Source organism: Streptomyces sp. NEAU-174, assembly GCF_052665095.1.
Genome location: NZ_JBQTCE010000005.1, coordinates 383,696 through 406,253, shown reverse-complemented (window position 1 = coordinate 406,253; position 22,558 = coordinate 383,696). Strand labels below are relative to the sequence as shown.

Genomic DNA, 22,558 nt, shown 5'->3' with positions numbered 1-22,558 from the left:
GTACGCATGCAGCAGCCCGGCCAACCGGCCGCCGCTCCCACCCGGGCCGACCTGCCCGGAACCCCGTCCCCCGAAGCCTCCCTCACCTCCGCTGCCGCCTCTCCCGGGCTCACCGCGCGGCGCCGTACGAGCCTCCTCGTCACCTTCGTCCTCGGCGGGCTCACCGCTCTCCCCGCCCTCTCGATGGACATGTACCTCCCGGCCCTGCCGGAGGTCACCGACGCGCTCCACAGCTCCGCCGCCACCGCCCAGCTCACCCTCACCGCCTGCCTGATGGGCATGGCGCTCGGCCAGCTCGTCGTCGGCCCGATGAGCGACAAGTGGGGCCGCCGCCGTCCCCTCCTCATCGGCATGGTGATCTACGTCATCGCCACCGCCATCTGCGCCTTCGCGCCCACCGCCGGGCTGCTCATCGGCTTCCGACTGCTCCAGGGGCTCGCCGGGTCGGCCGGGATCGTGATCGCCCGTGCCGTCGTCCGCGACCTGTACGACGGCGTCGCGATGGCCCGCTTCTTCTCCACCCTCATGCTGATCTCCGGCGTCGCGCCCATCGCCGCGCCCGTCATCGGCGGGCAGATCCTGCGCTTCACCGACTGGCGCGGCGTCTTCGTCGTCCTCACCGTGATCGGCGCCCTGCTCACCCTCGTCGTCTGGCGCTTCCTGGGCGAGACCCTGCCCGCTGAGCGCCGCCAGGACGGCGGGCTCGGCCAGACGCTCCGTACGATGCGCGGGCTGCTCGCCGACCGCGTCTTCGCCGGCTACATGCTCGCGGGCAGCTTCGCCTTCGCCGCCCTCTTCGCCTATGTCTCCGGTTCGTCCTTCGTCGTCCAGGAGATCTACGGCGCCTCGCCGCAGACCTTCAGCCTCCTCTTCGGGCTCAACTCGATCGGCCTCATCGGCATGGGCCAGATCAACGGCCGGGTGCTCGTCGGCCGGGTCAACATGGACAAGGTGCTGGCCGTGGCGCTGACGCTGATCGCCCTCGCGGCGACCGCGCTGCTGGCCCTCTCCGCCGGGGTCTTCGGCGAGGCCGGTCTGGAGCCGGTCGCGGCCTGCCTGTTCGTGCTGATGTCGTCGATGGGTCTGGCCATGCCCAACACCAACGCCTCGGCGCTGATGCGCACCCCGCACGCCGCCGGTTCCGCCTCCGCGCTGCTGGGCACCTCCACCTTCCTGCTGGGCGCGGTCGCCTCCCCGCTGGTGGGGATCGCGGGCGAGACCACGGCGGTGCCGATGGCCGTCGTCCAGCTGGTCTGCGCGCTCGCGGCCATGGCCTGTTTCATGGGACTCTGCCGTCCGTGGCAGCGACGTACGAAGCACAGCGTGACCGTGGTCTGACCCGGCTGCTGGAGACCGTCAGGGCGCTTCCCGAGGGGGAGCGCCCTTGGTGTTCCGGGGTGGCGCTGGCCGCCGGGACCGGCTCCGGCCCGCTGGCCGAGGAGTGCTTCGGCTGGGCGGTGCGTTACGCGGCGTACGACGAGAGGGCCGACCGGGGCGTGGAGCTGCCGCGCGAGCGGTGGGTGCCGGTGCGCCGCGACACCGTATTCGACCTCGCCTCGCTCACCAAGCTGTGCACCACGATCGTGGCGCTGCGGGCCGTCGAGCGCGGGCTGATCGCGCTGGACGGGCGGGTCGCCGCGTACGCCCCGGAGTGCACGGCCGCCGCCGCGCACGACATCACGGTGCGGCAGCTGCTCACCCACACCTCCGGGCTGATCCCCGAACTGCCGCTGTACGAGGAGGACGGGCGGGAGCGGGCGCTGGCCCGGCTCGCGGCCGAGCCGCCGGCCACCCCGCCCGGCACCGCCCGCCGCTACTCGGACCTCAACTTCCTGCTGCTCCAGCGCGTGGTGGAGCGTTCGGCGGGGCAGCCGCTCGACCGGCTCGTCCAGGAGACTGTCACCGGCCCGCTGGGCATGGCCGACACCCGCTTCAACCCGCCCGCCTCCTGGCTGCCCCGGATCGCTGCCACCGAGGACCAGCGGCGGCCCTGGGGCAAGCTGGACCGGGGGATGCTGCGGGGCGTGGTGCACGACGAGAACGCCTGGGCGCTGGGCGGGGTCGCGGGACACGCCGGGCTCTTCTCGACCGCCGGGGACCTGGCCGTGCTGTGCCGGGCGCTGCTGGCCGGTGGCGGGCCCGTGCTGTCGGCGGAGTCCACCGAGCTGATGCTGACCGCGCCGGGGCTGGGCTTCGAGGTCGACCAGCCGTGGTTCATGGGGGAGTTGGCGGGGCGGGGCGCGGCGGGGCACACCGGGTTCACCGGGACCAGCCTGGTGGTGGACCGGGCCCGTGGCGCCTATCTGGTGCTGCTCGCCACGACCGTGCATCCGCGCCGCCGCCCCGGTGACAGCGCGCCCCGCGCGGCGGCGGCCACGGCGCTGGTCCGCGCCCTCGACTGATGTGCCCTCACCAGCGGGCGGTGTCCGGACAGTTGGCCTGATCCGTGCGCTTGGTTAGCCTGTGCAACTGCCGTGTACCCCCGGACGGCCGCGCTGCTCCACCGCCATGAGGAAGACCGCTGTGACGAACCTCCAGGACCCGCAGGACCCGCAGGACTCTCCGGCCCCTCTGGCCCCTCAGGACCCACCGGGCGCGGAGGACGCGCCCGGCGACCCGGACCCGGCGGCCGCGCCCCCCGGCTGCCCCGCGCACGCCGACCCCTCCTACACCGGCCCCGCCCACGCCGACCCCTCCTACGCCGGCCCCGCGCTGCTGTACGGGGAGCGATACCTGCGGAATCCCGCCGAGAGCTACGAGCGGATGCGGCGCGACCACGGGCAGGTGGCCCCGGTCCTGCTGGAGTCCGACGTCCCCGCCTGGCTCGTCCTCGGCTATCGCGAGATACGCCAGGTCGTCACCGACGTCCAGACCTACGGCCGCGACTCGCGGCGCTGGAACCGCTGGGACGAGGTGCCGTCCGACTGGCCCCTCATGCCCTGGGTGGCCCACAGCCCCATGATCCACTTCACCGAGGGGGACGAGCACCGGCGGCGCTCGGCGGCCGTCAGCGACGCCCTCGCCTCCGTCGACCCCTTCGAACTGCGCCGGCACTGCGAGCGCTTCGCCGACTCGCTGATCGACAAGTTCGTCGGCAGCGGCAAGGCGGACCTGGTCTTCGACTACGTCTACTCGGTGCCCGCCCTCGCCATGGGCCAGATGTTCGGCCTGCCCGAGGACCAGCTGGAGTACATGGCGGAGGCGGTGACCGTCTCCCTGCTCTCCAACGACGAGGCCATGGCGGCCCAGCAGCGGGCCGCCGAGGTGGTGCAGCGGCTGGTGGCGGCCAAGCGCGAGGAGCCGGGCCCGGACGTCACCTCCCGGTTCATCCAGAACTCCCCGGACCTCACCGACGAGCAACTCGTCGGGGACCTGATGGTGATGATCGCCGCGGGCATGCCCGCCACGTCCTACTGGATCGGCAACACCGTCCGGCTGATGCTCACCGACGACCGGTTCACCATGACCCTCGCGGGCAACCGCCGCAGCATCGGCGAGGCCATGAACGAGGTGCTGTGGGCGGACTCCCCGCTCCAGAACGTCATCGGCCGCTTCGCCACCCGGGACACCACGCTCGGCGGCCAGCGCATCCGCGCCGGCGACCTCCTCGTCCTCGGCCTCGCCGCCGCCAACGCGGACCCGCTGCTGTGGCCCGACGCGGGGGCGGGGTACGCCGGGAACAACGCGTATGTGTCCTTCACCGGCGGCGACTACGGATGTCCGGCGGGCGCGCCGGACCTGGGCAAGATCATCTCGGAGACGGCGATCGAGGTGCTGCTGGACCGGGTGCCGGACCTGGAGCTGGCGGTCGAGCCCGATGAGCTCCAGTGGATGGACTCCCTCTGGTACCGCTGCCTGGTCTCCCTCCCGGTCACCTTCACCCCGGCCCCGGCCCCGGCCCCGGCCGCGGGTTAGGGGGCGCCCGACGGCCGGTGACGCCTGCGGCGGGCTGTTCCCCTACCCGCCCCTTCCCGAAGCATCGATCTCCGACTCCGCCGCGTGGTGGGACCCCGTCCCAGACCCTGGGCCCCTGGCGGCGGGGCGGGGAGGGGAAGCCCCTCCGCACCGGCTGCGGGGCCGGGTGGTGTTCGGCGGGGTGTGGCGCTTGCGGCGGGCTGAGCTTCGATAGACGGCTCCGCCGCGTCCCAGACCCCGGGGTCCAGGGGCGGAGCCCCTGGTAACGGGAAGGGGCGGGGAGGGGAAAGATCCGCCCGGACACCCCGTAGGAGCGTGCCCCGAAGGGGCGCGGGGCTGTGTCGATGTGCGGCTCCGCCGCGTGGGCGCGACCAGCCATGATGGCGCCGCGGACGATCGACGGCACGGCAGGGTTCCGGCGGAGCGTCTAGCGGGGTGGCGCCTCCTCGGGCGGCCAGACGTCGCCCCAGGCGACATCGCGGGCGGCCCGGTACAGCGGCCCCTGACGCTTGGTCACCGTGGTGCGCCCCAGGCCCTCCTCGGGTGCGCACAGGTCCAGCAGCACCTGGCCCTTGCGGATCTGCGGGCGGCGCACCACCCGCGCCCCGGCGGGCGTCGCGTCGAACCGTACGGCCGCGACATAGCTGAACTTCTCGTCCTCGTACGGCAGCGAACCGCCCTTGACCCGCCGGTGGAGGGAGGAGCGGCGGACCCGGGTGGCGAAGTGGCACCAGTCGGCGCCGGGTTCGATCGGGCAGGACGCGCCGTGCGGGCAGGGGGCGACGATCCGCAGCCCGGCCGCCAGCAGCCGGTCCCGGGCCTCGCGGATCCGCAGATAGCCCTCCGGGGTGCCCGGTTCGATCAGCACCACGGCCTGCGCCGCGCGCGCCGCCTCGGCCACGACGGCGTGCCGGTCGGCCTCGGTCAGCTCGCCCAGCACATAGCTGACGGTCACCAGGTCGGTCCCGTCCGGCAGTGCGAGGCCGTCGCCGATGGCCCGGCGCTGCCAGTGGGCGGTGCGCAGCGACTCGGAGGGCGCCTGCCGGGCCAGTTCGCGGCCGAGGGCCAGAGCGGGCTCGGCCCAGTCCAGGACCGTGGTGGTGTGCCCGGCCCGCGGCCAGGTGGCGGCCACCGCCCAACTGGCCGCGCCCGTACCGCCGCCGATGTCGATGTGCGTGGCCGGGGCCCACTCGGGCGTACGGGCGCGGAAGGCGTCGAGGGCGGCGCGCACGGCCTCGAAGGTCGCGGGCATCCGGTACGCGGCGTACGCGGCGACGTCGGAGCGGTCGCGCAACACGGGCGCGTCGGTCGGGGTGCGCCCCCGGTAGTGGCCGATCAGCCGGTCGACCGCCTGGGCCGCCTGCCGGGGCGGCAGACCGTCGAGGAGCCCGGCGAGCGCGGTGTGGGGCGTCTCGTCGGTGGGTGCGGCGTCGGGGGCGTGCATTCGGCGAATTCTACCGGCGGGAGGGGGCCCCTTCGGCGCCTGGGCAGGGGGCCACCGCCTGGGCCCGGACCGGGGCCGGGGGCCTCCCGCGGGGTCCGCTGCTCACGGGGGCCCGCCGTCTGGGCTGGGGGCCTCTCGCGGGGTCCGCTGCCCTCGGGGGCTGCACTCGCCGTCTGGGCCGGGCCTCTCGCTGGGTCCGCTGTGCCCTAGGTCGGCCACGCCACCTCAGGCGGGAACCTCCCGCGCGGTCCGCATCCCCCCAGGGCCACCCCCCGCCCGGGCGGGGACGCGTGGTCCGGCCTCGCTCACCCCCCGCTGAGCGCCCGCGGCATGCGTACGGGTGTGGAGATCAGCCGTCCCGGCGCGTCCGTGATGATGCCGTCGCAACCCAGCCGCAGCATTCGGTCCCGCTCGGCCGGGGTGTCCACGGTGTGCGCCCACACTCGCGGTATCCCGGAGGCGACGGCCCGCCGTACGTCCTTGTCGCGCGCCCGGTAGTCGACGTCCAGCAGATCGACGACCCCGCGCCAGTCGTGCGGGGTGTCGGTGCGCATCTGCCGGGCGGACCGCCACAGCTGGGTGAGCAGCCCCTTGCGGTGGGCCTCGCGGGCCACCTCGGGGCGGTTGCTGTTGACGTAGACGGAGTGGACCAGCCCCCGGTCGCGGATCATCCTCGCCAGCCGCGGCAGGCTCTCCGGGTCCTTGGCCTCGACCATCAAGGTGATCCGGCCGCCGAACCGGTCCAGCACCTCGGCGACGGTCGGTGGCCGCTCGGGCCGCCAGGTGCCGCGCAGGGCGGGATCGGGGCGCAGCCGGACGTCCCGCCACTGGGCGGTGGTCAGGGCCCGTACGGGCCCGGTCCGGTCGGTGGTGCGGTCCAGCGTCGCGTCGTGCATCACCACGAGCGTGCCGTCCGCCAGCATGCGGCTGTCGAAGTCCAGGACCTGGACGTCATGTCTGCTGAAGGCGGCGGCCAGCCCGGACATGCTGTTCTCGGGCACTTCCAGGGCGCCACCGCGGTGCGCGGTGTAGACGACGGCGGGCTTACGGGACGACGGCGTCGTGAGCGCGGGCCGGAGGCCGAGGCGCGCCGACGCCGGTTCGGCGGCCGACGGGGGTATGAGGCGTCGTACGGACGGACGAGCGGTGGGATGGGCCGCGACGGCCGCCGGTATGGAGAGGCCGAGCACCAGGACGGCGGTCAGAAAATGCCTGCTGATCATATAGGGAACGCTAGGTGCGTGACATCCGTTATGTCCTGATATCGACACCCGGTCGGGGTGCTCTCACCCACCCCGGATGCGGACACCGGCCACTTCCGGAGCAGGATGGTGGCAGCATTGATCGGGTACCGGCGGCACCGTCGGCACCGGCGGTGAAGCGAGGCGGTAGATGGAACGCAAAGGCAGGTTCTCCCAGTGGCTGCGCCGGCCGAGGAGCGGAGCGGGCGGCGACCAGGGGACGGGAGCGGGCGCCGGAGGCGTCCGCGAGGACCTGCTCATGGCCGCCGCGGCGGCGGGATTCCCGCTCGCGCCGGCCGCGCACCCCTCCGGCTACGGCTGCTCCTGCGACCGCATCGGCTGCCCCACCCCGGCCCGGCACCCCGTCTCGTTCGCCTGGCAGACCCAGGCGACGACGGACCCGGACAAGGTCGCGCAGTGGCTGCGCGCCGATCCCCAGGCCAACTTCATCACCGCCACCGGAATCGTCCACGATGTGCTCGACGTGCCCGCGGACGCGGGGCGGCTGGCCCTGGAGCGGCTGGGGGCGGCCGAGGTCGAGGTCGGGCCCGTGGCCACGAGCAGTGGCGATCTCCAGCAGGGCCGGATGCTGTTCTTCACGGCCACGCGGGGTACGCCCGACGACGAGGACGAGTGGTGGCCGTGTGAGCTGGACTGTCATCCGGAGACGATGGATGAGCATCCGGGGCTGCGGTGGCATTGCCGGGGGAGCTATGTGCTGGTGCCGCCCGCGCGGTTGCCCGGGGACGGGCGTGTGGGGTGGGTGCTCGGGCCGGAGCGGGCGCTGCCGGATCCCTTGACGCTGCTTGAGGCGCTCACCGATGCGTGTGCCCGCTTCGCGGGCGAAGATCAGGATCAGGCTGCTGCTTGGCCCATGGGGCGGTAGGGCCCTGGGGTCTCGTTGTCGGGTGCGGCTCGGTGGGTGGGTTGTGCCCACCCGTTCCGCCAGGGGGCACCTCCCAGCGGTAGCTGGGGGAGGAACGATTGCCCACAACTGTCCTCATTCGCCCTTCGCGGCGGTTACGCCCTCCAGGCGGTTCAGGAAGACCACCTTCGGGTCTGCCGCGTCCTTCGCCGGGACCCGTACCGCCGACTCCGCGATCCTCGTCAGCGTCACCGCCCGTTTCGCCTCCCCCGTCATCAGCGCCTTGATCTGCGGATCCGGGTTGGGCCGGAACCCCTTCGCCATGGTCTGCTTCTGCCGGTGGTGCGAGGTGAAGAAGACGATCGCCCCGCCGTCCGAGGTGCGCAGCCCCACCGGGGCGTCCTGCGCGCCCTGCGCCGGGCTGTCGATGTACTCGGTCCAGAACTTCGGCGTGCGCAGGTACTTCTTCCGGGTGTCCCGCAGCCCCGACGTGGACTGGCCGTCGGCGAAGACCGAGCCCTTGCCCGTCATCAGGTAGTCGGCGTACTCCGCGCTCAGCTTGTCCGGCCGGGTGGCCAGCTTCGGGGCCGGCCCCGCGGCCCGGACCGGTTTGGCCCAGCCGTCCTTGTCGGTCGCGAAGTCCGGCACCTCGTCCTGGCTGAGGATCGACAGATACGCGGCCTTCCACGGCTCGTCCGCCCCGCCACGGGTGAAGACGAACAGCCAGCGGTTGTCGTCGCGGTTGCTGTCGGTGTCCGCGACGAAGAACTTTGGCCAGCCCACCTGCTTGGGGATGCGGTAGGTGACGTCGGACAGCTCAAGCGACGGGTACTTGGGGTTGCCCTGGGGCGAACTCGCGTGCTGGGCCTTGAGGTCGGCCGTGGTGATGGCCTCCAGCGGGCCCGTCTCCACCTGGCTCGCCAGCGCCGGATCCAGCTCCCGGTACGCCTTGTTGTACGTGTCGGTGAACTGCTTGAGCGCCTTGGGCGCCTCAGCCTTGTCCACCGACGGAATGTTCTCCCGCTCGCCGTGCACCGTCATGCACCCCGTGAGTGTCATCCCCAGCGTCAGTACCACCGCTGCGGTCGGAACTGCCAGCTGCCGACGGGGCGACCTGCGTGTCATGGGGCTCCGGCTCCCGATTCGTGGGGGCTGCTGTGGACGGCGACACCCTACCGGGGCGGAGGAACAGCGCGAGCGTGGGGACCAGGTAGAGCGCCCACATCCACACCTGGAGCCAGGTCGGGTCCGGCTGGAAGTTGAAGACGCCCTTGAGCACCGTGCCGTACCAGGAGTCCGGTGCGATGGTGGAGCTGATGTCGAAGGCCAGCGAGTGCAGCCCGGGCAGCCAGTCGGCCTCCTGGAGGTCGTGGAAGCCGTACGCGAGCACCCCCGCCGCCACCACGACCAGCATCGCACCGGTCCAGGTGAAGAACTTCGCCAGGTTGATCCGCAGCGCGCCCCGGTAGAACAGCCAGCCCAGCACCACCGCGGTGACCAGGCCCAGGACCACGCCGATCAGCGGGTCCGCCGTACCGTCGTTGCTCGCCCGCACCGCCGTCCACACGAACAGCGCGGTCTCCAGGCCCTCCCGGCCGACCGCGAGGAAGGCCGTGGCCACCAGCGCCCCGGTGCCCATCGCGAGCGCCGCGTCCAGCTTGCTGTGCAGCTCGGACTTCAGATGGCGGGCGGTGCGCCGCATCCAGAACACCATCCAGGTCACCAGGCCCACCGACAGGATCGACAGCGAGCCGCCCAGCGCCTCCTGCGCCTCGAAGGTCAGCTCCTGCGAGCCGAACTCCAGCGCCGCGCCGAAGGACATGCTCAGGATCACCGCGACGGCGATCCCGAGCCACACCGGGCGCAGCGCCTCCCGGCGCCCGGTCTTGACCAGATAGGCGACCAGGATGCAGACCACCAGACTGGCTTCGAGCCCTTCGCGCAGACCGATCAGGTAATTGCCGAACACGGGGTTCGCCTTCCTTGTCGAGGGTTCCTGGAGGAGGTCGAGGGGGCCTGGAGGAGTCCGTCAGGAGAGCAGCTCCTGGAGGAGTCCGTCACGAGAGCAGCTCCTGGCGGAGTCCGTCAGGAGAACAGCGCTCTGCCCCACCAGTCGTCCGCGTCCCGGACGCCCGGCGGGACGGCGAAGAGCGCCGAACCCACGTGCTGGATGTACTCGTTGAGCGCGTCGGTCCGCGCCAGCCGCCGCTGTACGGGCACGAATCCGTCCCGTACGTCGTGCTGGTAGGCGAGGAAGAACAGCCCCGCGTCCAGCCGCCCCAGACCGTCCGTGCCATCGGTGAAGGAGTAGCCGCGGCGCAGGATCCGGGCCCCGCCGTTGGAGTCCGGATGCGCCAGCCGGACATGGGCGTCCGGCAGCATCGCCTTCAGATTGGGCTCGTCGTGCTCGCGCTGTCTGCCCTGCGGCGCGCCCTCGCCCTTGTCCCGGCCGAAGACGTCCTCCTGCTCCTTGAGCGAGGTGCGGTCCCAGGTCTCGATGTGCATCCGGATGCGGCGCGCCACCAGGTACGAGCCGCCGGCCAGCCACGCCGGGCCCGCCTTCCCGCTCACCCACACATGCTTGTCCAGGGCGGCGGTGTCGGTGCCCGCGATGTTCCGGGTGCCGTCCTTGAAACCCATCATGTTGCGCGGGGTCTGCGCGTCCGGCGTGGTCGAGGACGTCTTGCCGAAGCCCAGCTGCGACCAGCGGATGGCCACCTTGCCCATGCCGATCCGGGCCAGGTTGCGGATGGCGTGCACGGCCACCTGCGGGTCGTCGGCGCACGCCTGCACACACAGATCGCCGTCGCTGCGCGCCGGATCGAGGTTGTCGCCGGGGAAGGCGGGCAGGTCGATCAGCGCCTCGGGGCGGCGGTCGGCGATGCCGAAGCGGTCCTTGCCCTTCTTGTCCTTGAACAGCGTGGGCCCGAAGCCGATGGTGAGGGTGAGCCGGGACGCCTTGAGCCCCAGCGCCTCACCGGTGTCGTCCGGCGGGGCCTCCGCCAGGTCGCTCACCGCGCCGCCGCCCACCGCGTGCCCCTGGGTCATCCGGGCCGCCGCCTTCGTCCACTCCTTCAGCAGCGCGATCAGCTCGGCGCGGTCGTCGGTGGTGACGTCGAACGCCGCGAAGTGCAGCCGGTCCTGCACCGGGGTGGCGATCCCCGCCTGGTGCGCCCCGTAGAAGGGCACCGCGGCGCCGCTGTCGGCGACCGTCCGGGTGTCGTCCGCGTCGCCGCTCAGCGCGGCCACGGTGCCCCCGGCGGCCGCGGCGCCGAGCGCGAGCCCGGCGCCGCCCCAGCCGATCAGCGCCCGGCGGGAGGGAGCGGTGTTGGCCTCGTCGGTCATGCCCGGCCCCCTCACTTGGTGACGACGACGGCGGCGGCGAGCCGGGAGAGCGGCTCGGCGAGCGCGTTGACCGCGTCGGACAGCTTCTTGCGCTCGGACTCCGAGACGGTGTCGTACGACACGAAGCCGTCGCCCTCGCGGTACTTGTCCAGCAGTTTCCCGACGGCCGCGAACTGCTTGTCCAGGTCCTTGGCCAACTGCGGGTCGTGTCCGGCGGCCACCGGCTTGAGCAGCTTGTACGAGGTCTCGGCGCCCTCGACGTTGGCCTTGAAGTCCACCAGGTCGGTGTGGCTGTAGCGCTCCTCCTCGCCGGTGACCTTGCCGGTCTGCACCTCGTCCAGCAGCTCCTTGGCGCCGTTGGCCATGCCGGTGGGGGTGATGTCGGCCGTGCCGACGCGCTTCTGCCAGTCCTTCAGGTCCTTGACGAGCTGGTCGGCGAGGTCATGGTCGGCCGCGGTGATCTTCTTGGTCTGCCACAGCGACTTCTCCAGCCGGTGCCAGCCGGTCCACTTCTGGCCCTTCTCCAGGCCGTCCTCGCGCACATCCACCTTGGGGTCGATATCGCCGAAGGACTCGGCCACCGGCTCGGTGCGCTCCCAGCCGATGCGCGAGGGGGCGTAGAGCTTCTTGGCGCCCTCGAGGTCGTCCTTCTTGACCGCGTCGGCGAACTTCTGGACCGCGGGCAGCGTGTCATCGGCCTGCTTCTGGGCGTACGTCCGGTACGCGGCCACCGCCTTGTCCAGCTTCGGATCGCGCTTGGCGGGCTTGCCCTCGCCGGTGGCGGACACCTTCTGGCGGATGCCGTGGCCCTTCATCCCGGGCTTGCAGGCGATCTCGTACGAACCGGTCTTGACCTCGGCGTTGATCGAGGCGCGGGTGCCGGGGCCGATGTTCTCGCGCTCGGTGACGATCCGGTCGCCCGGGGCGTAGACATAGACCTCGGTGACCTTGGAGCCCTTGTTCTCCACCGCGAACTTCACATGCCCGGCGGGGAAGGAGGTCTTGGAGACCTCGCACGCGCTGTCGGAGGCGGTGACCTGGATGGCGTCCGAGTCCTCGGCGTCGGACTTCTGGGCGCATCCGGCGACGGCGGTGATCGTCGTCAGTGCCGATATCGCGGCGACAACAGGGGTGCGAGCGGCTCGCATACAGGCTCCAGACGGAATCAGGACAGGCAGGACAGGACGGACGTTCGGCGGGCGGATAAGGCTGCCCTAACTTAACTGAGCCTTGCCTGTGTCGATCCTGTGTAAGGTCAAGGAGTGCTCTGTGAATGGCAAAGGTTTGGCCAAGGTGGCTGATTTGATGCGGTTCGCAGTCCGGGAAGAGTGACGCAGGCCTCTTAAGGGCGCGGCTCGTCGGATGCCGACTTCGACGTCGGCTTCGACGTCGGCATCGGTGTCGCCTTTGACGTCGCCTTTGACACTGTCGCCCGGTCGCGCAGCGGCAGCACGATCCGCTCCCCGGTGCGCGGATGGGGGATCACCTCCACCGGCTGCCGGTAGACCCGGGACAGCAGCGCGGCGTCGAAGACCTCCGACGGCGGCCCCTCCGCCGCGATCCGGCCCTCGTGCAGCACGGCGGCCCGGTCCGCGTACGCGGCGGCCAGCGACAGGTCGTGCAGGACGGCCACCACCGCGTCCCCCGCGGCGGCCCGCTCCCGGCACACCCTCAGCACCAGCTCCTGGTGGCGCAGATCGAGGGCCGCGGTCGGCTCGTCGAGCAGCAGCAGCGCGGTGCGCTGGGCGAGGACGCGGGCGAGCGCCACCCGGGCCCGCTCCCCGCCGGAGAGCGCGGAGAACGGCCGCGCGGCGAACTCGGCGACCTCGGTCCGGGCCATCGCGTCCGCCACGGCCGCCTCGTCCTCGTCCTCGGCGGCCGTGCCCGCCCAGGGCGCCCGGCCCATCCGTACGACATCCTCGACCGTGAACGGGAAGGAGAGGGTGGCGGTCTGGGGCAGCACGGCCCGGCGCAGCGCCAGCTCGCCCGGTGTCCACGCGGCCACCGGCCGCCCGTCGAGGCGGACCGTGCCGGACGCGGCGGGCAGATCGGCGGCGAGGGCCGCCAGCAGCGTGGACTTGCCCGCGCCGTTCGGGCCCACGAGCGCGAGCACCTCCCCGGCGCGGACCGTCAGCTCGGCCTCGGCCAGTACGGTACGGGCCCCCAGCCGCACCGCGAGCCCCTCGGCTTCCGCGACCACGGCGCCGAGGGGGACGGGGCCGGGGAGCCGCCGGGCGCGGGCGGCGAACAGCCGCCGTGCGCTCCTTACGGTGCTCATGCCCAGCCCCCCTGCCCGCGCCGGGTCCGGCGCAGCAGCCAGAAGAAGAACGGGCTGCCCACCAGCGCCGTCAGCACCCCGAGCGGCAACTCGGCGGGCTGGGCCGCCGTACGCGCCGCGAGGTCGGCCGCGAGCAGCACCAGCGCACCGGTGAGCGCGCTGCCGGGGACGAGGAAGCGGTGGCCCGGACCGGCCGCCATCCGCAGCAGATGCGGCACCAGCAGCCCGACGAAGGTGATGACCCCCGCGACGGCGACCGCGGCGGCCGTGAGCAGCGCGACGACCAGGATCAGCGCCCCGCGCAGCCGCTCGACGTCCACGCCGAGATGGCGCGCCGGTCGCTCGCCCAGCGCGAGCAGGTCCAGTTTGCGGGCGTACAGCGGCGCGACGGCCAGACCCGCGAGCGCGCACGGCAGCACGGCCAGCACCTTGGGCCAGGTGGCCTGGGCCAGCGAACCGAGCTGCCAGAAGGTGATCTCGGTGATCCGGGCGTTGTCGGCGTGGAAGACGGCGAGCCCGATGAGCGCGCCCGCGAAGGCGTTGACCGCGATCCCGGTGAGGATGAGCGTGACGACTTCCGTACGGCCGCCGGACCGTGACAGCGCGTAGACCACGAACGCGGTGAGCAGCCCGCCGAGGAAGGCGCACGCGGTCACCGTCCAGTTGCCGAAGACGTCCAGACCCAGGGCGATCGAGCCGACCGCGCCGACGGCGGCGCCCGAGGAGATCCCCACGACCCCCGGCTCGGCGAGCGGATTGCCGAACACCCCCTGCGTCAGCGCGCCCGCGCACCCCAGCGACGCCCCCACGAGAAGGGCGAGAACGACGCGCGGCAGCCGCACGTTCCACAGCACGCTCTCCCCGACCCGATCCAACTCGGCGCCACCCAGACCGATGCGGTGGAGGAGCGAGCCCAGCAGTGGCCGCAGCGGTATCTCATACGCACCGATGGACGCCGCGAGCAGGGCGAGCCCGACGAGGGCGACGGCGAGGACGGTCATGAGGAGCGTGGCCCGCCCACGCGGCGTCCACCGCGCGCCAGGGCCTTCGCTCGTGGATCCCGGGGCCTGGCCCCTGGCCTCCGGGGTCTCGCTCCCGGACTCCGGGGGTCCGGGGCGAAGCCCCGCCTTCAGCCCCTCCGGCGTTTGGCCTTCCAGCCCCTCCAGGGGGCACCTCCCAGCGGTAGCTGGGGGAGTTTGAGGAGCGGGGTCTGGGGCGGAGCCCCAGTTGTGGGAAGGGGCGGGGAGGGGGAAGCATCGATCTGCGGCTCCGCCGCGTGGCCCGCCGCAGGCGCCCCGATCCACCGGACACTCCCCAGACGCCACCGGCCGCTCCACCGTCATCGGCCCGTACCGTGAAGCTGCCGAACCAGGGACGCCAACACCCGATCGGTCCGCGGCCCATAGCTGAGCAGCACCCCGTCGTCCACCGTGACGACCCGCCGGTCCATACCGGCCGGCGTCTCGGCGACCCCCGGCACCTTCAGCAACCCGTCCACGCCCCCGACCGACTCAAGCCCCTTGGTCATCACGAGGATCGCGTCCGGCGCCGCCTTGGCGAGGGCCTCGCTGGTGATGGGGGTGAAGTCCTTCGCCAGCCCGGACTCCTCGCCCGCGTCCACCGCCCCAGCCGCCTCCAGCAGCGAACTCGCCCCGGAGTCCCGGCCGCCGAGGAGATAGACCGAGGCGCTGCCGCGGAGGTAGAGGAAGGCCACGCGCGGCCGGTGGTCGGCGGCGGGGACGCCCTCGCGCACGGGGATGTCCTTGCGCACGGCCTCGATACGGCGGTCGGTGCGCTCCCGCAGCTCCGCCCCGGCCGCGCGGACGCCGAGGGCGGTGGCCACCGCGTCGATACGGGTGCCGATGTCGGACAGCCGCTTCGGCGGGTCCAGGACCACCAGCGGAATCCCGGCGTCCCGTATCTGGCCGATGGCCTCGGCCGGGCCCGTGGTGGTCTCCGCGAGCACCACGCTGGGCTTCAGCGAGAGCACGCTCTCGGCGGAGACGTCATGGGCGCGGGTGACCACGGGCAGCTCGGCGGCCTGCGCGAAGGTGGCGGTGATGTCGCGGGCGACGACGTTCCGGCCCAGCCCCAGGGTGAAGACGATCTCGGAGAGCGAGCCGGTGAGGGGCACGATCCGGTCCGCGTCCCGCACGGTCACCCGGTGGCCGTCGGCGGACCGGACGGTGGCGGGGAGGCGGGGCGTCGGCGTGGCGCGCAGGGGCTCCACTCGGTCCGCGGCCGCCGCGGCCGTACGCCTCGAACCGGCGTCCTTACCGCTCTCACCGCCCCCGGCGCCTCCGCCGCAGCCGGTGACCGCGAGGACGGCGAGCACCGGGAGCAGAACGACAAGGGACCTGGCGCGGCGCGGCCCGGCGAGGCGCGGCCCGATGCGGCGCGGCCCGGCACGGCGCGCCCCAGTGCGGCGCGATCTGTGGGGCAACGCCCCAGCCACCGACTGCGGTTGATCCACTTTCAGCCCTTCCGCCTTGGTCGCGCTGTTCCGACCTGACGGCGCATAGCTTAGGTTAGCCTTGCCTTGCTTCACTAGAGGGGGAAGGGGCCTCTGATGCTGCCGTGGAGACCAGGAGCGCCATCGCGGCCGGTCCGTACGTCCGCCGTGCTCATCGCGACTGCCACCACCGTGCTCACGCTCTGCGCCACCCTGCTGACCGGCCCCGCCGCGCGGGCGGCGGACCGTACGGTCGCGGGCGGGCGCCTGGACTGGGGCATCAAGTCCTCGTTCCAGAGCTATGTCACCGGGCCCATCGCGAAGGGGAGTTGGAGCCTGCGGGACGGGGCGGCCACGGTCGGCAGCGACCAGTTCCGCTTCCACTCCGCCACCGGCTCCTACGACCCGGCCGACGGCGCCTTCGAGGCGGGTTTCTCCGGCGGGGTGCGCTTCCTCGGCCACCGGAAGCCGGACGGCTCGTACCAACTGGACCTCACCATTGGCCACCCCACCGTCCGGATCCCCGCCGGAGGCCGCGGCGGCACCCTTTACGCCGACATGACCGGCAAGGCCAAGGGCACCGGCAAGGTCACCAGCGCCCGGCAGGTGCCGCTGGCCACCCTCGACCTCGGCGGGGTGACCATGCGCGGCGGCGGATCGCCGGTGGTGCTCGACCACCTTCCGGCGAAGCTCACTCCGGAGGGGGCCAAGGCGTTCGCGGGGTACTGCATGGCGGGCACGGAGCTGGATCCGGTGAGCCTGTCCGTGGACGCGCCCGCGCGGAAGCCGAGCGCCGAGCCGACCCATGGCCCCGGCCCCGGCGACAGCGACAGCGACAGCGACAGCGCTGAGCGCGACAAGGACCTGCCGCGGGGCGCCTTCACCACGGCGGCCGTCGACTGGGGGGTCCGCCGCACCTTCCGCGAGTACGTCACCGGCCCGGTGGCCAAGGGGGAGTGGCGGCTGTCGGACGGGGCGCAGGACGGCGGCGCGCTCTTCCGCTTCCCCGGCGGCAAGGGGACGTACGACGAGCGGCGGAACACCCTCCGGGCCACCTTCCAGGGCCGTATCGGCTTCCGGGGCAAGGATCTCGACCTCGCGCTGAGCGGGGTGTCCGTAGGCCTCGCGGACGGGCGCGGCACGCTGGCGGCGGATGTGACCCGCGACGGCTCCACGGCCGAGGCCGTGCCCCTGGCCACCTTCGAGGCGCCCCGACTGCGCCCCGAGAAGGGCCTGATCGCCCTGACCGAGGTCCCGGCCACGCTCACCGCCCGGGGCGCCGAGGTGTTCGGCGGGCTCTACAGGGCGGGCACGGCCATGGACCCGGTCTCGCTCGCGGTCGCACTCGACGCGAAGGCATCCCTTCCGCCCCTGCCCGACCTGGGCGACGCCCCGACCGCAGCCCCGCAGCGGTCCGCCAAGGCGAGAACCCGGCACACCGCCTCGTCCGCGGCGGCCTCCTCGTCGTCGGACTCCTCCGCCGCGCCATGGGTGGCGGCCGGGGCAGGGGGCGTGCTGCTGATCGCCGCGGCCGTCCTCGTACCGCTGTGGCGCCGGCGCCGGGCGGCGGCCGCGCCACGGGACTGACTCACTCCGCCCAACTGCTGATTCGCCGCTCCTCATTCCTCCTCATTCCTCGTTTGGACTCCGACCGGGAGGCACCCGACCATGACCGTCCCGTCCACCACCTCCGCACCCCGCCCCCGCAGACCCGCCGCGCGCGGCGCCCTGGCGCTCGCCACGGCCGTCGCCGCCGTGGCCGCCCTCGGGGCCGCCGGCACCGTCCTGCCCGCCCACGCCGCGGCGGCGGCGCCCGGCCTTGAGCTCAAGGACGGCACCCTGGAGTGGGGTGTGAAGGAGGGGTTCCGGAAGTACGTCACCGGCCCGATAGCCCACGGCGCGATCGAGGTCGCGGACGGCGCCCGGCAGGCCCCCGACAACGGCCCGTTCACCTTCACCGACGGCACGGGCACGTACGACACCTCGACCCACGCCGTGGACACCACCTTCAAGGGCAAGGTGCGCTTCACCGGCCACGCCGGGGCGCTCGACCTCACCCTCGCCGACCTCAAAGTGCGCACGGCGGGCACCTCGGGCGAGATCACCGCCGATGTCACCTCGTCCGGCACCACCAGCGACGACGTCTCCCTCGTCACCCTCGATCTGTCCGGGGTGACACCGGGCACCGGCGAGGGCGGCCGGATGACCTTCGCGGACATCCCGACGAAGCTCACCGCCGAGGGCGCCAAGGCGTTCAACGACATGTACCAGGAGGGGCAGCAGCTGGACCCGGCGACGCTCGCGGTGACGCCGGGCACCGCGACCCCGCCGACGCCCACCGCCACGCCCACGCCCACGCGCTCGCCATCGGCCACTCCGACTCCGACCACCCCTACCCCTACCCGCACCACGGCCGGGCCCCCGGCCGGGCCCCCGGCCGGGCCCACGGACGCGCCCGGCGAGTCCTCCGGCACCGCGCCCGGGGTCGTGGACGGCAACCTCGACTGGGGCGTGAAGAAGTCCTTCCGGGACTACGTCACCGGCCCGATCGCCAAGGGGAAGATCACCCTCAGCGGCGGCGCGGCCGAGCACGGGGACGGCTATCGCTTCCCGCACGGCGAGGGCGCGTACGACGCGGGCGGGGGCTCGCTCGACGCGGCGTTCGACGGCGCGGTCCGCTTCACCGGCCACGAGGGCTCCCTGGACCTGAAGTTCAGCGATCTGAACGTCGAGGTCAAGGGCGCCAAGGGCGCGTTGGTGGCCGATGTGTCCTCGAAGGACCGGGAGACGGGCAAGGTCACCGAGAGCGACGACGTCACGGTGGCCGATCTCGCGACGGGCTCCGGCCTCCCCGAGCCCGAGGACGGGGTCATCACCCTCACCGATGTCCCGGCCGCGCTGACGGCCGACGGCGCCAAGGCGTTCGGCGGCTTCTACGCGGCGGGGGACGCCCTCGACCCGGTCACCGTGGCCGTCTCTCTCGACGAGGACGCTGACCTGCCCGGCGGCAGCGGTGGCAGCACCGGTGGCAGCACCGGCGGAGGCGGCGACACGGGCGGTGCGGACGGTACGGACACCGGAGGCTCCATCACCGGCGGCGGGGCCGTCACCGGCGGGTCCACCACGGGCGGCACCGGCTCCCTCGCCACCACCGGCGCGGACGTCCCCACAGGGGCGCTGCTGAGCGGGGCCGGGGCCATGGCCGTGGTCGGCACGGCGGCCGTCCTCGCCGCCGCCCGCCGGCGCGCCGACGCGTCGGCACCCGGCGGGTCCTGACCGACCCGCCGCACCGGTCGCCCGCGCTCACCGATCCCTCCTGCCCGGTGGGCGCGGGCTTTGGCACGAGCTTGGGCGCCGGCTTTGGCGCGGGCTTCCGCGGAGGCTCAGGCGCTGAGCCGGAACTCCTCGGCCAGCTCCCGGAAGATCCCCGCGTTCAGCGCGTAGGCGCGCTTGCACTCCTCCACGACGCGCTGCTTCTCCAGATCGTCCACCGGCAGCGCGTCCAGCAGCGCGCGGTACTCCCGCTTGAAGGCGGCGGGGTTGGCTATCGACTCGAAGACGTAGAACCGCACCCCGTCGCCCTTACGGTCGAAGCCCCAGGTCTTCTCCGCCGTGTCCCGGACGATCTGGCCGCCGGACAGATCGCCCATGTAGCGGGTGTAGTGGTGGGCCACATAGCCCGCCGGCCAGTCGCGGGCGCACTCCGCCACCCGCGCCGCGTACGCCGCCGTGGCGGGCAGCGCGGTGAGGCCGCCGTGCCAGTCCGGGCCGCCGAGGTGGGCCAGATCGCGCTCCAGCTCGGCCAGCCGGGCCAGCTCCGGCCGGAGGAACGGGCCCGCCACGGGGTCCGCCGCGAGCGCGTCGGCCGGGGACTCCAGGGCGCGGTAGACGAACCACAGCTGCTCGGAATAGCGGCGGTACGCCGCCACCCCCAGCCGCCCACCGAGCAGATCGCTCATGAACGACGAGCTCCCGACGTCCGAGTGCGCTTCCCGTGAGGCGTTGCGGATCAGGGCGGAGAACTCCACGGTGGACCTCCGGGGGCCGAGGTGGGTAGGTTAGGCTTACCTAAGTAGAGACCGGCGCCTACGTCAATGCTTTCCCGACAGCCTGTCGGTAAAACAGCCGCCGAAGAATCGGGCCCCGGCACAAGACGTCTTCGAACCGCTGCGACCGCTACGGCAGGGTGAGGATCTCCGCCCCGGTCTCGGTCACCACCAGTGTGTGCTCGAACTGCGCCGTCCGCTTGCGGTCCTTGGTGACCACGGTCCAGCCGTCCTCCCACATGTCGTACTCATGGGTGCCGAGCGTCAGCATCGGCTCGATGGTGAAGGTCATCCCCGGCTTGATCTCGGTGGTGTGGTGCGGGCTGTCGTAGTGCGGCACGATCAGGCCGGAGTGGAACGAGGTGTTGATCCCGTGGCCGGTGAAGTCGCGGACCACGCCGTAGCCGAAGCGCTTGGCGTACGACTCGATGACCCGCCCGATGATGTTGATCCGGCGGCCCGGCTTGACGGCCTTGATCGCGCGGTTGAGCGACTCACGGGTGCGCTCGACGAGCAGCCGCGACTCCTCGTCCACCTCGCCGCACAGATAGGTGGCGTTGTTGTCCCCGTGCACCCCGCCGATGTAGGCGGTGACGTCGAGGTTCACGATGTCGCCGTCCTTGAGGACGGTGGTGTCGGGGATGCCGTGGCAGATGACCTCGTTGACCGAGCTGCACAGCGACTTGGGGAACCCGCGGTAGCCCAGCGTCGAGGGGTACGCGCCGTGGTCGCACATGTACTCATGGGCCACCCGGTCCAGCTCGTCCGTGGTGACCCCCGGTGCGATCAGCTTGGCGGCCTCCTCCATCGCCCGCGCGGCGATCCGCCCGGCGATCCGCATGCGCTCGATCGTCTCGGCGTCCTGGACCTCGGGCCCGTCGTAACGAGTGGGGCCCTCCTTCCCGACGTACTCCGGACGCGGGATCGAGGCGGGGACGGTGCGGGTGGGGGAGAGCTTCCCCGGGACTAGAAGCGACTGGCCAGACATATCAGCGAGTGTATCGGCGGCGCATGGGGCAGCATGGCCGCAAGGGAGTACGAGCGGAAGGTCGGGGCCGGGATGGCGCTGTTCAGGAGAGGAACCGCCGGCAAGCCCGGCGAGTGGTACTACTGCATCAAGCACCAGAAGGTCGAGGAGGGCCCGGAGTGCCGCGCCGCCGATCGCCTCGGCCCGTACGCCTCCCCGGAGGAGGCCGCCCGGGCGATCGAGACCTCGCGCGAACGCAACGAGCAGTGGCGGAACGACCCGCGCTGGCGCGACGAGGAGCCTCCGGCGACGGGCTGAGCCGCCCTGGGGACGGGGGCGCCCCGGGGGTCGGGAGCGGGCGCCGTCGGCTTTCCCGGGATGCCGGGAGCCTTGCCGGGCGCCGTGAGCGGGCGCGGGCTTTCCCCGGGCGCGGAGGGCTCCCCCAGTGCGGGGCGCCGGGGGCAGCAGCCCGGCCCGGAGTGCCGGGTCGCCGGCCGTCTCGGTCCCTACGGTTCCCCGGAGGGGGCCGCTCGCGCGATGGGGACGGCGCGCGAGCGCGATGAGGAGTGGCGGGGGCGCCGGGAATCGGCGCGGCGCCCGGGGATCAGCCGGTGGCGGGGCGGAGTTCGCGCGCCTCGCGCGCTTGGCGGGCGTGTTCGTCCGTTCGGGCGTCGTAGGCCATCAGCCGGGGCAGTGTCAGGGCCAGCAGGCCGACCGAGGCCACACAGGCCAGGCCGCCGGACCACACCGAGGCCCGTACACCCACCCAGCCCGCCATCGACCCGGCCCGGACCTGGCCCAGTTGGGGGCCGGTCGCGTAGGAGAGCAGCTCGATACCGGCCAGTCGGCCGCGCAGCCGCTCCGGGATCGTCTGGTTCCACAGCGTGGCGCGGAACAGCCCGCTGACCATGTCCCCGCCGCCCGCCACCGCCAGGCACAGCAGCACCAGCCAGACGTTGGACAGCCAACCGGCCGCGGCCATGGCCAGGCCCCAGACGGCCGCGCCCGCGACCACCATCCGGCCGTGGCGGTGCACCCGGGACGTCCAGCCGCTGGTCGCGCTGACCGCCACCGAGCCGATCGAACCCGCCGCGTACATCAGGCCCAGCGCCCAGGGCGCGTCCAGATCGTCGGCGAGGAAGGGGAAGATCGCGTTCGGGAAGGCGAAGAACATGGCGGCCATGTCCACGGCGTACGTACCCAGCAACTCCTTGCGCCGCCAGGCGTAGCGCGCGCCCTCGCCAATCGCGCGCAGCGACGGCGGCTCGGCGTCGTGCGCGGGCGGCGCGGAGGCCAGCCGGAGGGCGAGCAGCCCGGAGACGGCGAAGGTCAGCAGATCGAGGCCGTAGGCGAGCGGCAGCCCGGCGTACGCCACGACGACCCCGGCGAGCGAGGGCCCCGCGATCGCGGACAGCTGCCAGCGCAGCGAGTTGAGCGCGGCGGCCGCGGTCAGCTGGGCGTGCGGGACGATCCGGGCCACCACCGCGTCGATGGCGGGGCGCTGGAGCCCGGTCAGCGCACTGGTCAGCGCGGCCACCACATACAGGGGCCACAGCATGGGATCCGGCAGCACGCTGTTGACCAGCAGCAGCGCGGAGAGCAGCCCGAGCCCGGCCTCGGTGAGCAGGATCAGCCGCCGCCGGTCGACGGCGTCGGCCAGCGCACCGCCGTACAGCCCGAAGACGATCAGCGGCACCAGCTCGACCGCCCCGATCGCACCGACCGCGGCGGCGGAGCCCGTCAACTCCTTGATCTGGAGCGGCAGCGCCACCATCGTCAGGAAGCTGCCGAAGGCGGTCACCAGCCCCGCGGTCCACAGCAGCCGGAAGTCGCGGGAGGAGTGCCAGGGGGCGAGATCGGGCAGCAGCGCGCGGGCCCGCCGCGGTGCGCGGCGCGGCGCGCGGGGCGCCGGAGGCTCGTCCTGGTCGGTCAGCGTCACGAGGCGACATCGTCCGGCCGGGTCCTCGTGCCGGGCAACCGAATTACGGCCCGTGGGACGCCGACT

At 73.1% G+C, this 22,558-nt stretch carries 19 protein-coding genes; 7 read left to right on the top strand and 12 right to left on the bottom strand.

From position 1 onward, the window contains the following. Window positions 1-6: 6 nt before the first annotated feature. The 3 genes from ACT2CW_RS17440 (at window position 7) to ACT2CW_RS17430 (ending at window position 3,915) form a co-directional block, all read left to right on the top strand. Window positions 7-1,338, top strand: coding sequence for a multidrug effflux MFS transporter (locus ACT2CW_RS17440; protein ID WP_445517208.1), 1,332 nt, complete (start codon window positions 7-9; stop codon window positions 1,336-1,338). A gap of 8 nt (window positions 1,339-1,346) precedes the next feature. Further along, window positions 1,347-2,402: a serine hydrolase domain-containing protein gene (locus tag ACT2CW_RS17435; RefSeq protein WP_445517377.1), complete on the top strand. Its 1,056-nt coding sequence runs from the start codon at window positions 1,347-1,349 to the stop codon at window positions 2,400-2,402. Window positions 2,403-2,523: 121 nt separating this feature from the next. Beyond that, window positions 2,524-3,915 (top strand): cytochrome P450, encoded by a 1,392-nt coding sequence (locus ACT2CW_RS17430; protein WP_445517207.1) that lies wholly within the window; start codon window positions 2,524-2,526, stop codon window positions 3,913-3,915. Window positions 3,916-4,342: 427 nt separating this feature from the next. Here the strand turns inward: ACT2CW_RS17430 and ACT2CW_RS17425 are convergent, their stop codons facing one another. Together ACT2CW_RS17425 and ACT2CW_RS17420 are read right to left on the bottom strand one after the other, a co-directional pair. Beyond that, on the bottom strand, window positions 4,343-5,359 hold the full coding sequence (locus tag ACT2CW_RS17425) for a small ribosomal subunit Rsm22 family protein (RefSeq protein WP_445517206.1): 1,017 nt from the start codon (window positions 5,357-5,359) through the stop codon (window positions 4,343-4,345). A gap of 305 nt (window positions 5,360-5,664) precedes the next feature. After that, on the bottom strand, window positions 5,665-6,582 hold the full coding sequence (locus ACT2CW_RS17420) for a glycerophosphodiester phosphodiesterase (RefSeq protein ID WP_445517205.1): 918 nt from the start codon (window positions 6,580-6,582) through the stop codon (window positions 5,665-5,667). Between the two features lie 169 nt (window positions 6,583-6,751). Between ACT2CW_RS17420 and ACT2CW_RS17415 the strand changes: the two genes are divergently transcribed. Further along, window positions 6,752-7,486: a bifunctional DNA primase/polymerase gene (locus ACT2CW_RS17415; protein WP_138910970.1), complete on the top strand. Its 735-nt coding sequence runs from the start codon at window positions 6,752-6,754 to the stop codon at window positions 7,484-7,486. 114 nt (window positions 7,487-7,600) lie between these two features. Here the strand turns inward: ACT2CW_RS17415 and ACT2CW_RS17410 are convergent, their stop codons facing one another. From ACT2CW_RS17410 to ACT2CW_RS17380, 7 genes are all read right to left on the bottom strand, one after another. After that, on the bottom strand, window positions 7,601-8,506 hold the full coding sequence (locus ACT2CW_RS17410; protein WP_164436319.1) for a hypothetical protein: 906 nt from the start codon (window positions 8,504-8,506) through the stop codon (window positions 7,601-7,603). Next, the gene (efeU, locus tag ACT2CW_RS17405) at window positions 8,457-9,434 is read right to left on the bottom strand and encodes an iron uptake transporter permease EfeU (RefSeq protein WP_445517204.1); all 978 of its coding nucleotides are present in this window, start codon (window positions 9,432-9,434) and stop codon (window positions 8,457-8,459) included. The genes ACT2CW_RS17410 and efeU overlap by 50 nt, the downstream gene beginning before the upstream one ends. A 116-nt stretch (window positions 9,435-9,550) precedes the next feature. Beyond that, complete coding sequence (gene efeB / locus ACT2CW_RS17400; RefSeq protein ID WP_164436323.1) at window positions 9,551-10,810, bottom strand: iron uptake transporter deferrochelatase/peroxidase subunit; 1,260 nt, start codon at window positions 10,808-10,810, stop codon at window positions 9,551-9,553. An 11-nt stretch (window positions 10,811-10,821) separates the two neighbouring features. Then, entirely contained in the window at window positions 10,822-11,958 is a 1,137-nt protein-coding gene (efeO, locus tag ACT2CW_RS17395) for an iron uptake system protein EfeO (RefSeq protein WP_445517203.1), read from the bottom strand. Between the two features lie 194 nt (window positions 11,959-12,152). Then, the gene (locus ACT2CW_RS17390; RefSeq protein ID WP_445517202.1) at window positions 12,153-13,088 is read right to left on the bottom strand and encodes a heme ABC transporter ATP-binding protein; all 936 of its coding nucleotides are present in this window, start codon (window positions 13,086-13,088) and stop codon (window positions 12,153-12,155) included. Next, window positions 13,085-14,431, bottom strand: coding sequence for an iron chelate uptake ABC transporter family permease subunit (locus ACT2CW_RS17385; RefSeq protein ID WP_445517201.1), 1,347 nt, complete (start codon window positions 14,429-14,431; stop codon window positions 13,085-13,087). Before ACT2CW_RS17385 ends, ACT2CW_RS17390 begins: the two co-directional genes overlap by 4 nt. Continuing rightward, window positions 14,428-15,531, bottom strand: coding sequence for a heme/hemin ABC transporter substrate-binding protein (locus tag ACT2CW_RS17380; RefSeq protein ID WP_445517200.1), 1,104 nt, complete (start codon window positions 15,529-15,531; stop codon window positions 14,428-14,430). Before ACT2CW_RS17380 ends, ACT2CW_RS17385 begins: the two co-directional genes overlap by 4 nt. Window positions 15,532-15,657: 126 nt before the next feature. Between ACT2CW_RS17380 and ACT2CW_RS17375 the strand changes: the two genes are divergently transcribed. Then, window positions 15,658-17,127: an HtaA domain-containing protein gene (locus ACT2CW_RS17375; protein WP_445517199.1), complete on the top strand. Its 1,470-nt coding sequence runs from the start codon at window positions 15,658-15,660 to the stop codon at window positions 17,125-17,127. An 81-nt stretch (window positions 17,128-17,208) separates the two neighbouring features. Further along, on the top strand, window positions 17,209-18,816 hold the full coding sequence (locus tag ACT2CW_RS17370) for an HtaA domain-containing protein (RefSeq protein WP_445517198.1): 1,608 nt from the start codon (window positions 17,209-17,211) through the stop codon (window positions 18,814-18,816). Between the two features lie 107 nt (window positions 18,817-18,923). On the opposite strand, the gene ACT2CW_RS17365 is transcribed toward ACT2CW_RS17370, so the two are convergent. Together ACT2CW_RS17365 and map are read right to left on the bottom strand one after the other, a co-directional pair. Further along, complete coding sequence (locus tag ACT2CW_RS17365; RefSeq protein ID WP_445517197.1) at window positions 18,924-19,568, bottom strand: biliverdin-producing heme oxygenase; 645 nt, start codon at window positions 19,566-19,568, stop codon at window positions 18,924-18,926. A gap of 148 nt (window positions 19,569-19,716) precedes the next feature. Continuing rightward, window positions 19,717-20,574 carry a type I methionyl aminopeptidase gene (gene map / locus ACT2CW_RS17360; RefSeq protein ID WP_086883424.1) on the bottom strand — a complete coding sequence of 286 codons (858 nt, stop codon included), beginning with the start codon at window positions 20,572-20,574 and terminating at the stop codon, window positions 19,717-19,719. Between the two features lie 72 nt (window positions 20,575-20,646). On the opposite strand from map, the gene ACT2CW_RS17355 reads away from it, so the two are divergent. Continuing rightward, entirely contained in the window at window positions 20,647-20,871 is a 225-nt protein-coding gene (locus tag ACT2CW_RS17355; RefSeq protein WP_445517376.1) for a hypothetical protein, read from the top strand. Window positions 20,872-21,157: 286 nt separating this feature from the next. On the opposite strand, the gene ACT2CW_RS17350 is transcribed toward ACT2CW_RS17355, so the two are convergent. Next, window positions 21,158-22,486 carry an MFS transporter gene (locus ACT2CW_RS17350; RefSeq protein WP_445517375.1) on the bottom strand — a complete coding sequence of 443 codons (1,329 nt, stop codon included), beginning with the start codon at window positions 22,484-22,486 and terminating at the stop codon, window positions 21,158-21,160. Between the last annotated feature and the right edge of the window lie 72 nt (window positions 22,487-22,558).

What these genes read in the sequence shown, in the direction of transcription:
- ACT2CW_RS17415 (WP_138910970.1), top strand. Translation starts at nt 6,752, where the DNA reads ATGGAACGCAAAGGCAGGTTCTCCCAGTGGCTGCGCCGGCCGAGGAGC.
- ACT2CW_RS17425 (WP_445517206.1), bottom strand. Translation starts at nt 5,359, where the DNA reads ATGCACGCCCCCGACGCCGCACCCACCGACGAGACGCCCCACACCGCG.
- ACT2CW_RS17440 (WP_445517208.1), top strand. Translation starts at nt 7, where the DNA reads ATGCAGCAGCCCGGCCAACCGGCCGCCGCTCCCACCCGGGCCGACCTG.
- ACT2CW_RS17375 (WP_445517199.1), top strand. Translation starts at nt 15,658, where the DNA reads ATGCTGCCGTGGAGACCAGGAGCGCCATCGCGGCCGGTCCGTACGTCC.
- ACT2CW_RS17370 (WP_445517198.1), top strand. Translation starts at nt 17,209, where the DNA reads ATGACCGTCCCGTCCACCACCTCCGCACCCCGCCCCCGCAGACCCGCC.
- ACT2CW_RS17410 (WP_164436319.1), bottom strand. Translation starts at nt 8,506, where the DNA reads ATGACGGTGCACGGCGAGCGGGAGAACATTCCGTCGGTGGACAAGGCT.
- efeB (WP_164436323.1), bottom strand. Translation starts at nt 10,810, where the DNA reads ATGACCGACGAGGCCAACACCGCTCCCTCCCGCCGGGCGCTGATCGGC.
- ACT2CW_RS17385 (WP_445517201.1), bottom strand. Translation starts at nt 14,431, where the DNA reads ATGACGGTGGAGCGGCCGGTGGCGTCTGGGGAGTGTCCGGTGGATCGG.
- ACT2CW_RS17390 (WP_445517202.1), bottom strand. Translation starts at nt 13,088, where the DNA reads ATGAGCACCGTAAGGAGCGCACGGCGGCTGTTCGCCGCCCGCGCCCGG.
- ACT2CW_RS17355 (WP_445517376.1), top strand. Translation starts at nt 20,647, where the DNA reads ATGGCGCTGTTCAGGAGAGGAACCGCCGGCAAGCCCGGCGAGTGGTAC.
- map (WP_086883424.1), bottom strand. Translation starts at nt 20,574, where the DNA reads ATGTCTGGCCAGTCGCTTCTAGTCCCGGGGAAGCTCTCCCCCACCCGC.
- efeO (WP_445517203.1), bottom strand. Translation starts at nt 11,958, where the DNA reads ATGCGAGCCGCTCGCACCCCTGTTGTCGCCGCGATATCGGCACTGACG.
- ACT2CW_RS17420 (WP_445517205.1), bottom strand. Translation starts at nt 6,582, where the DNA reads ATGATCAGCAGGCATTTTCTGACCGCCGTCCTGGTGCTCGGCCTCTCC.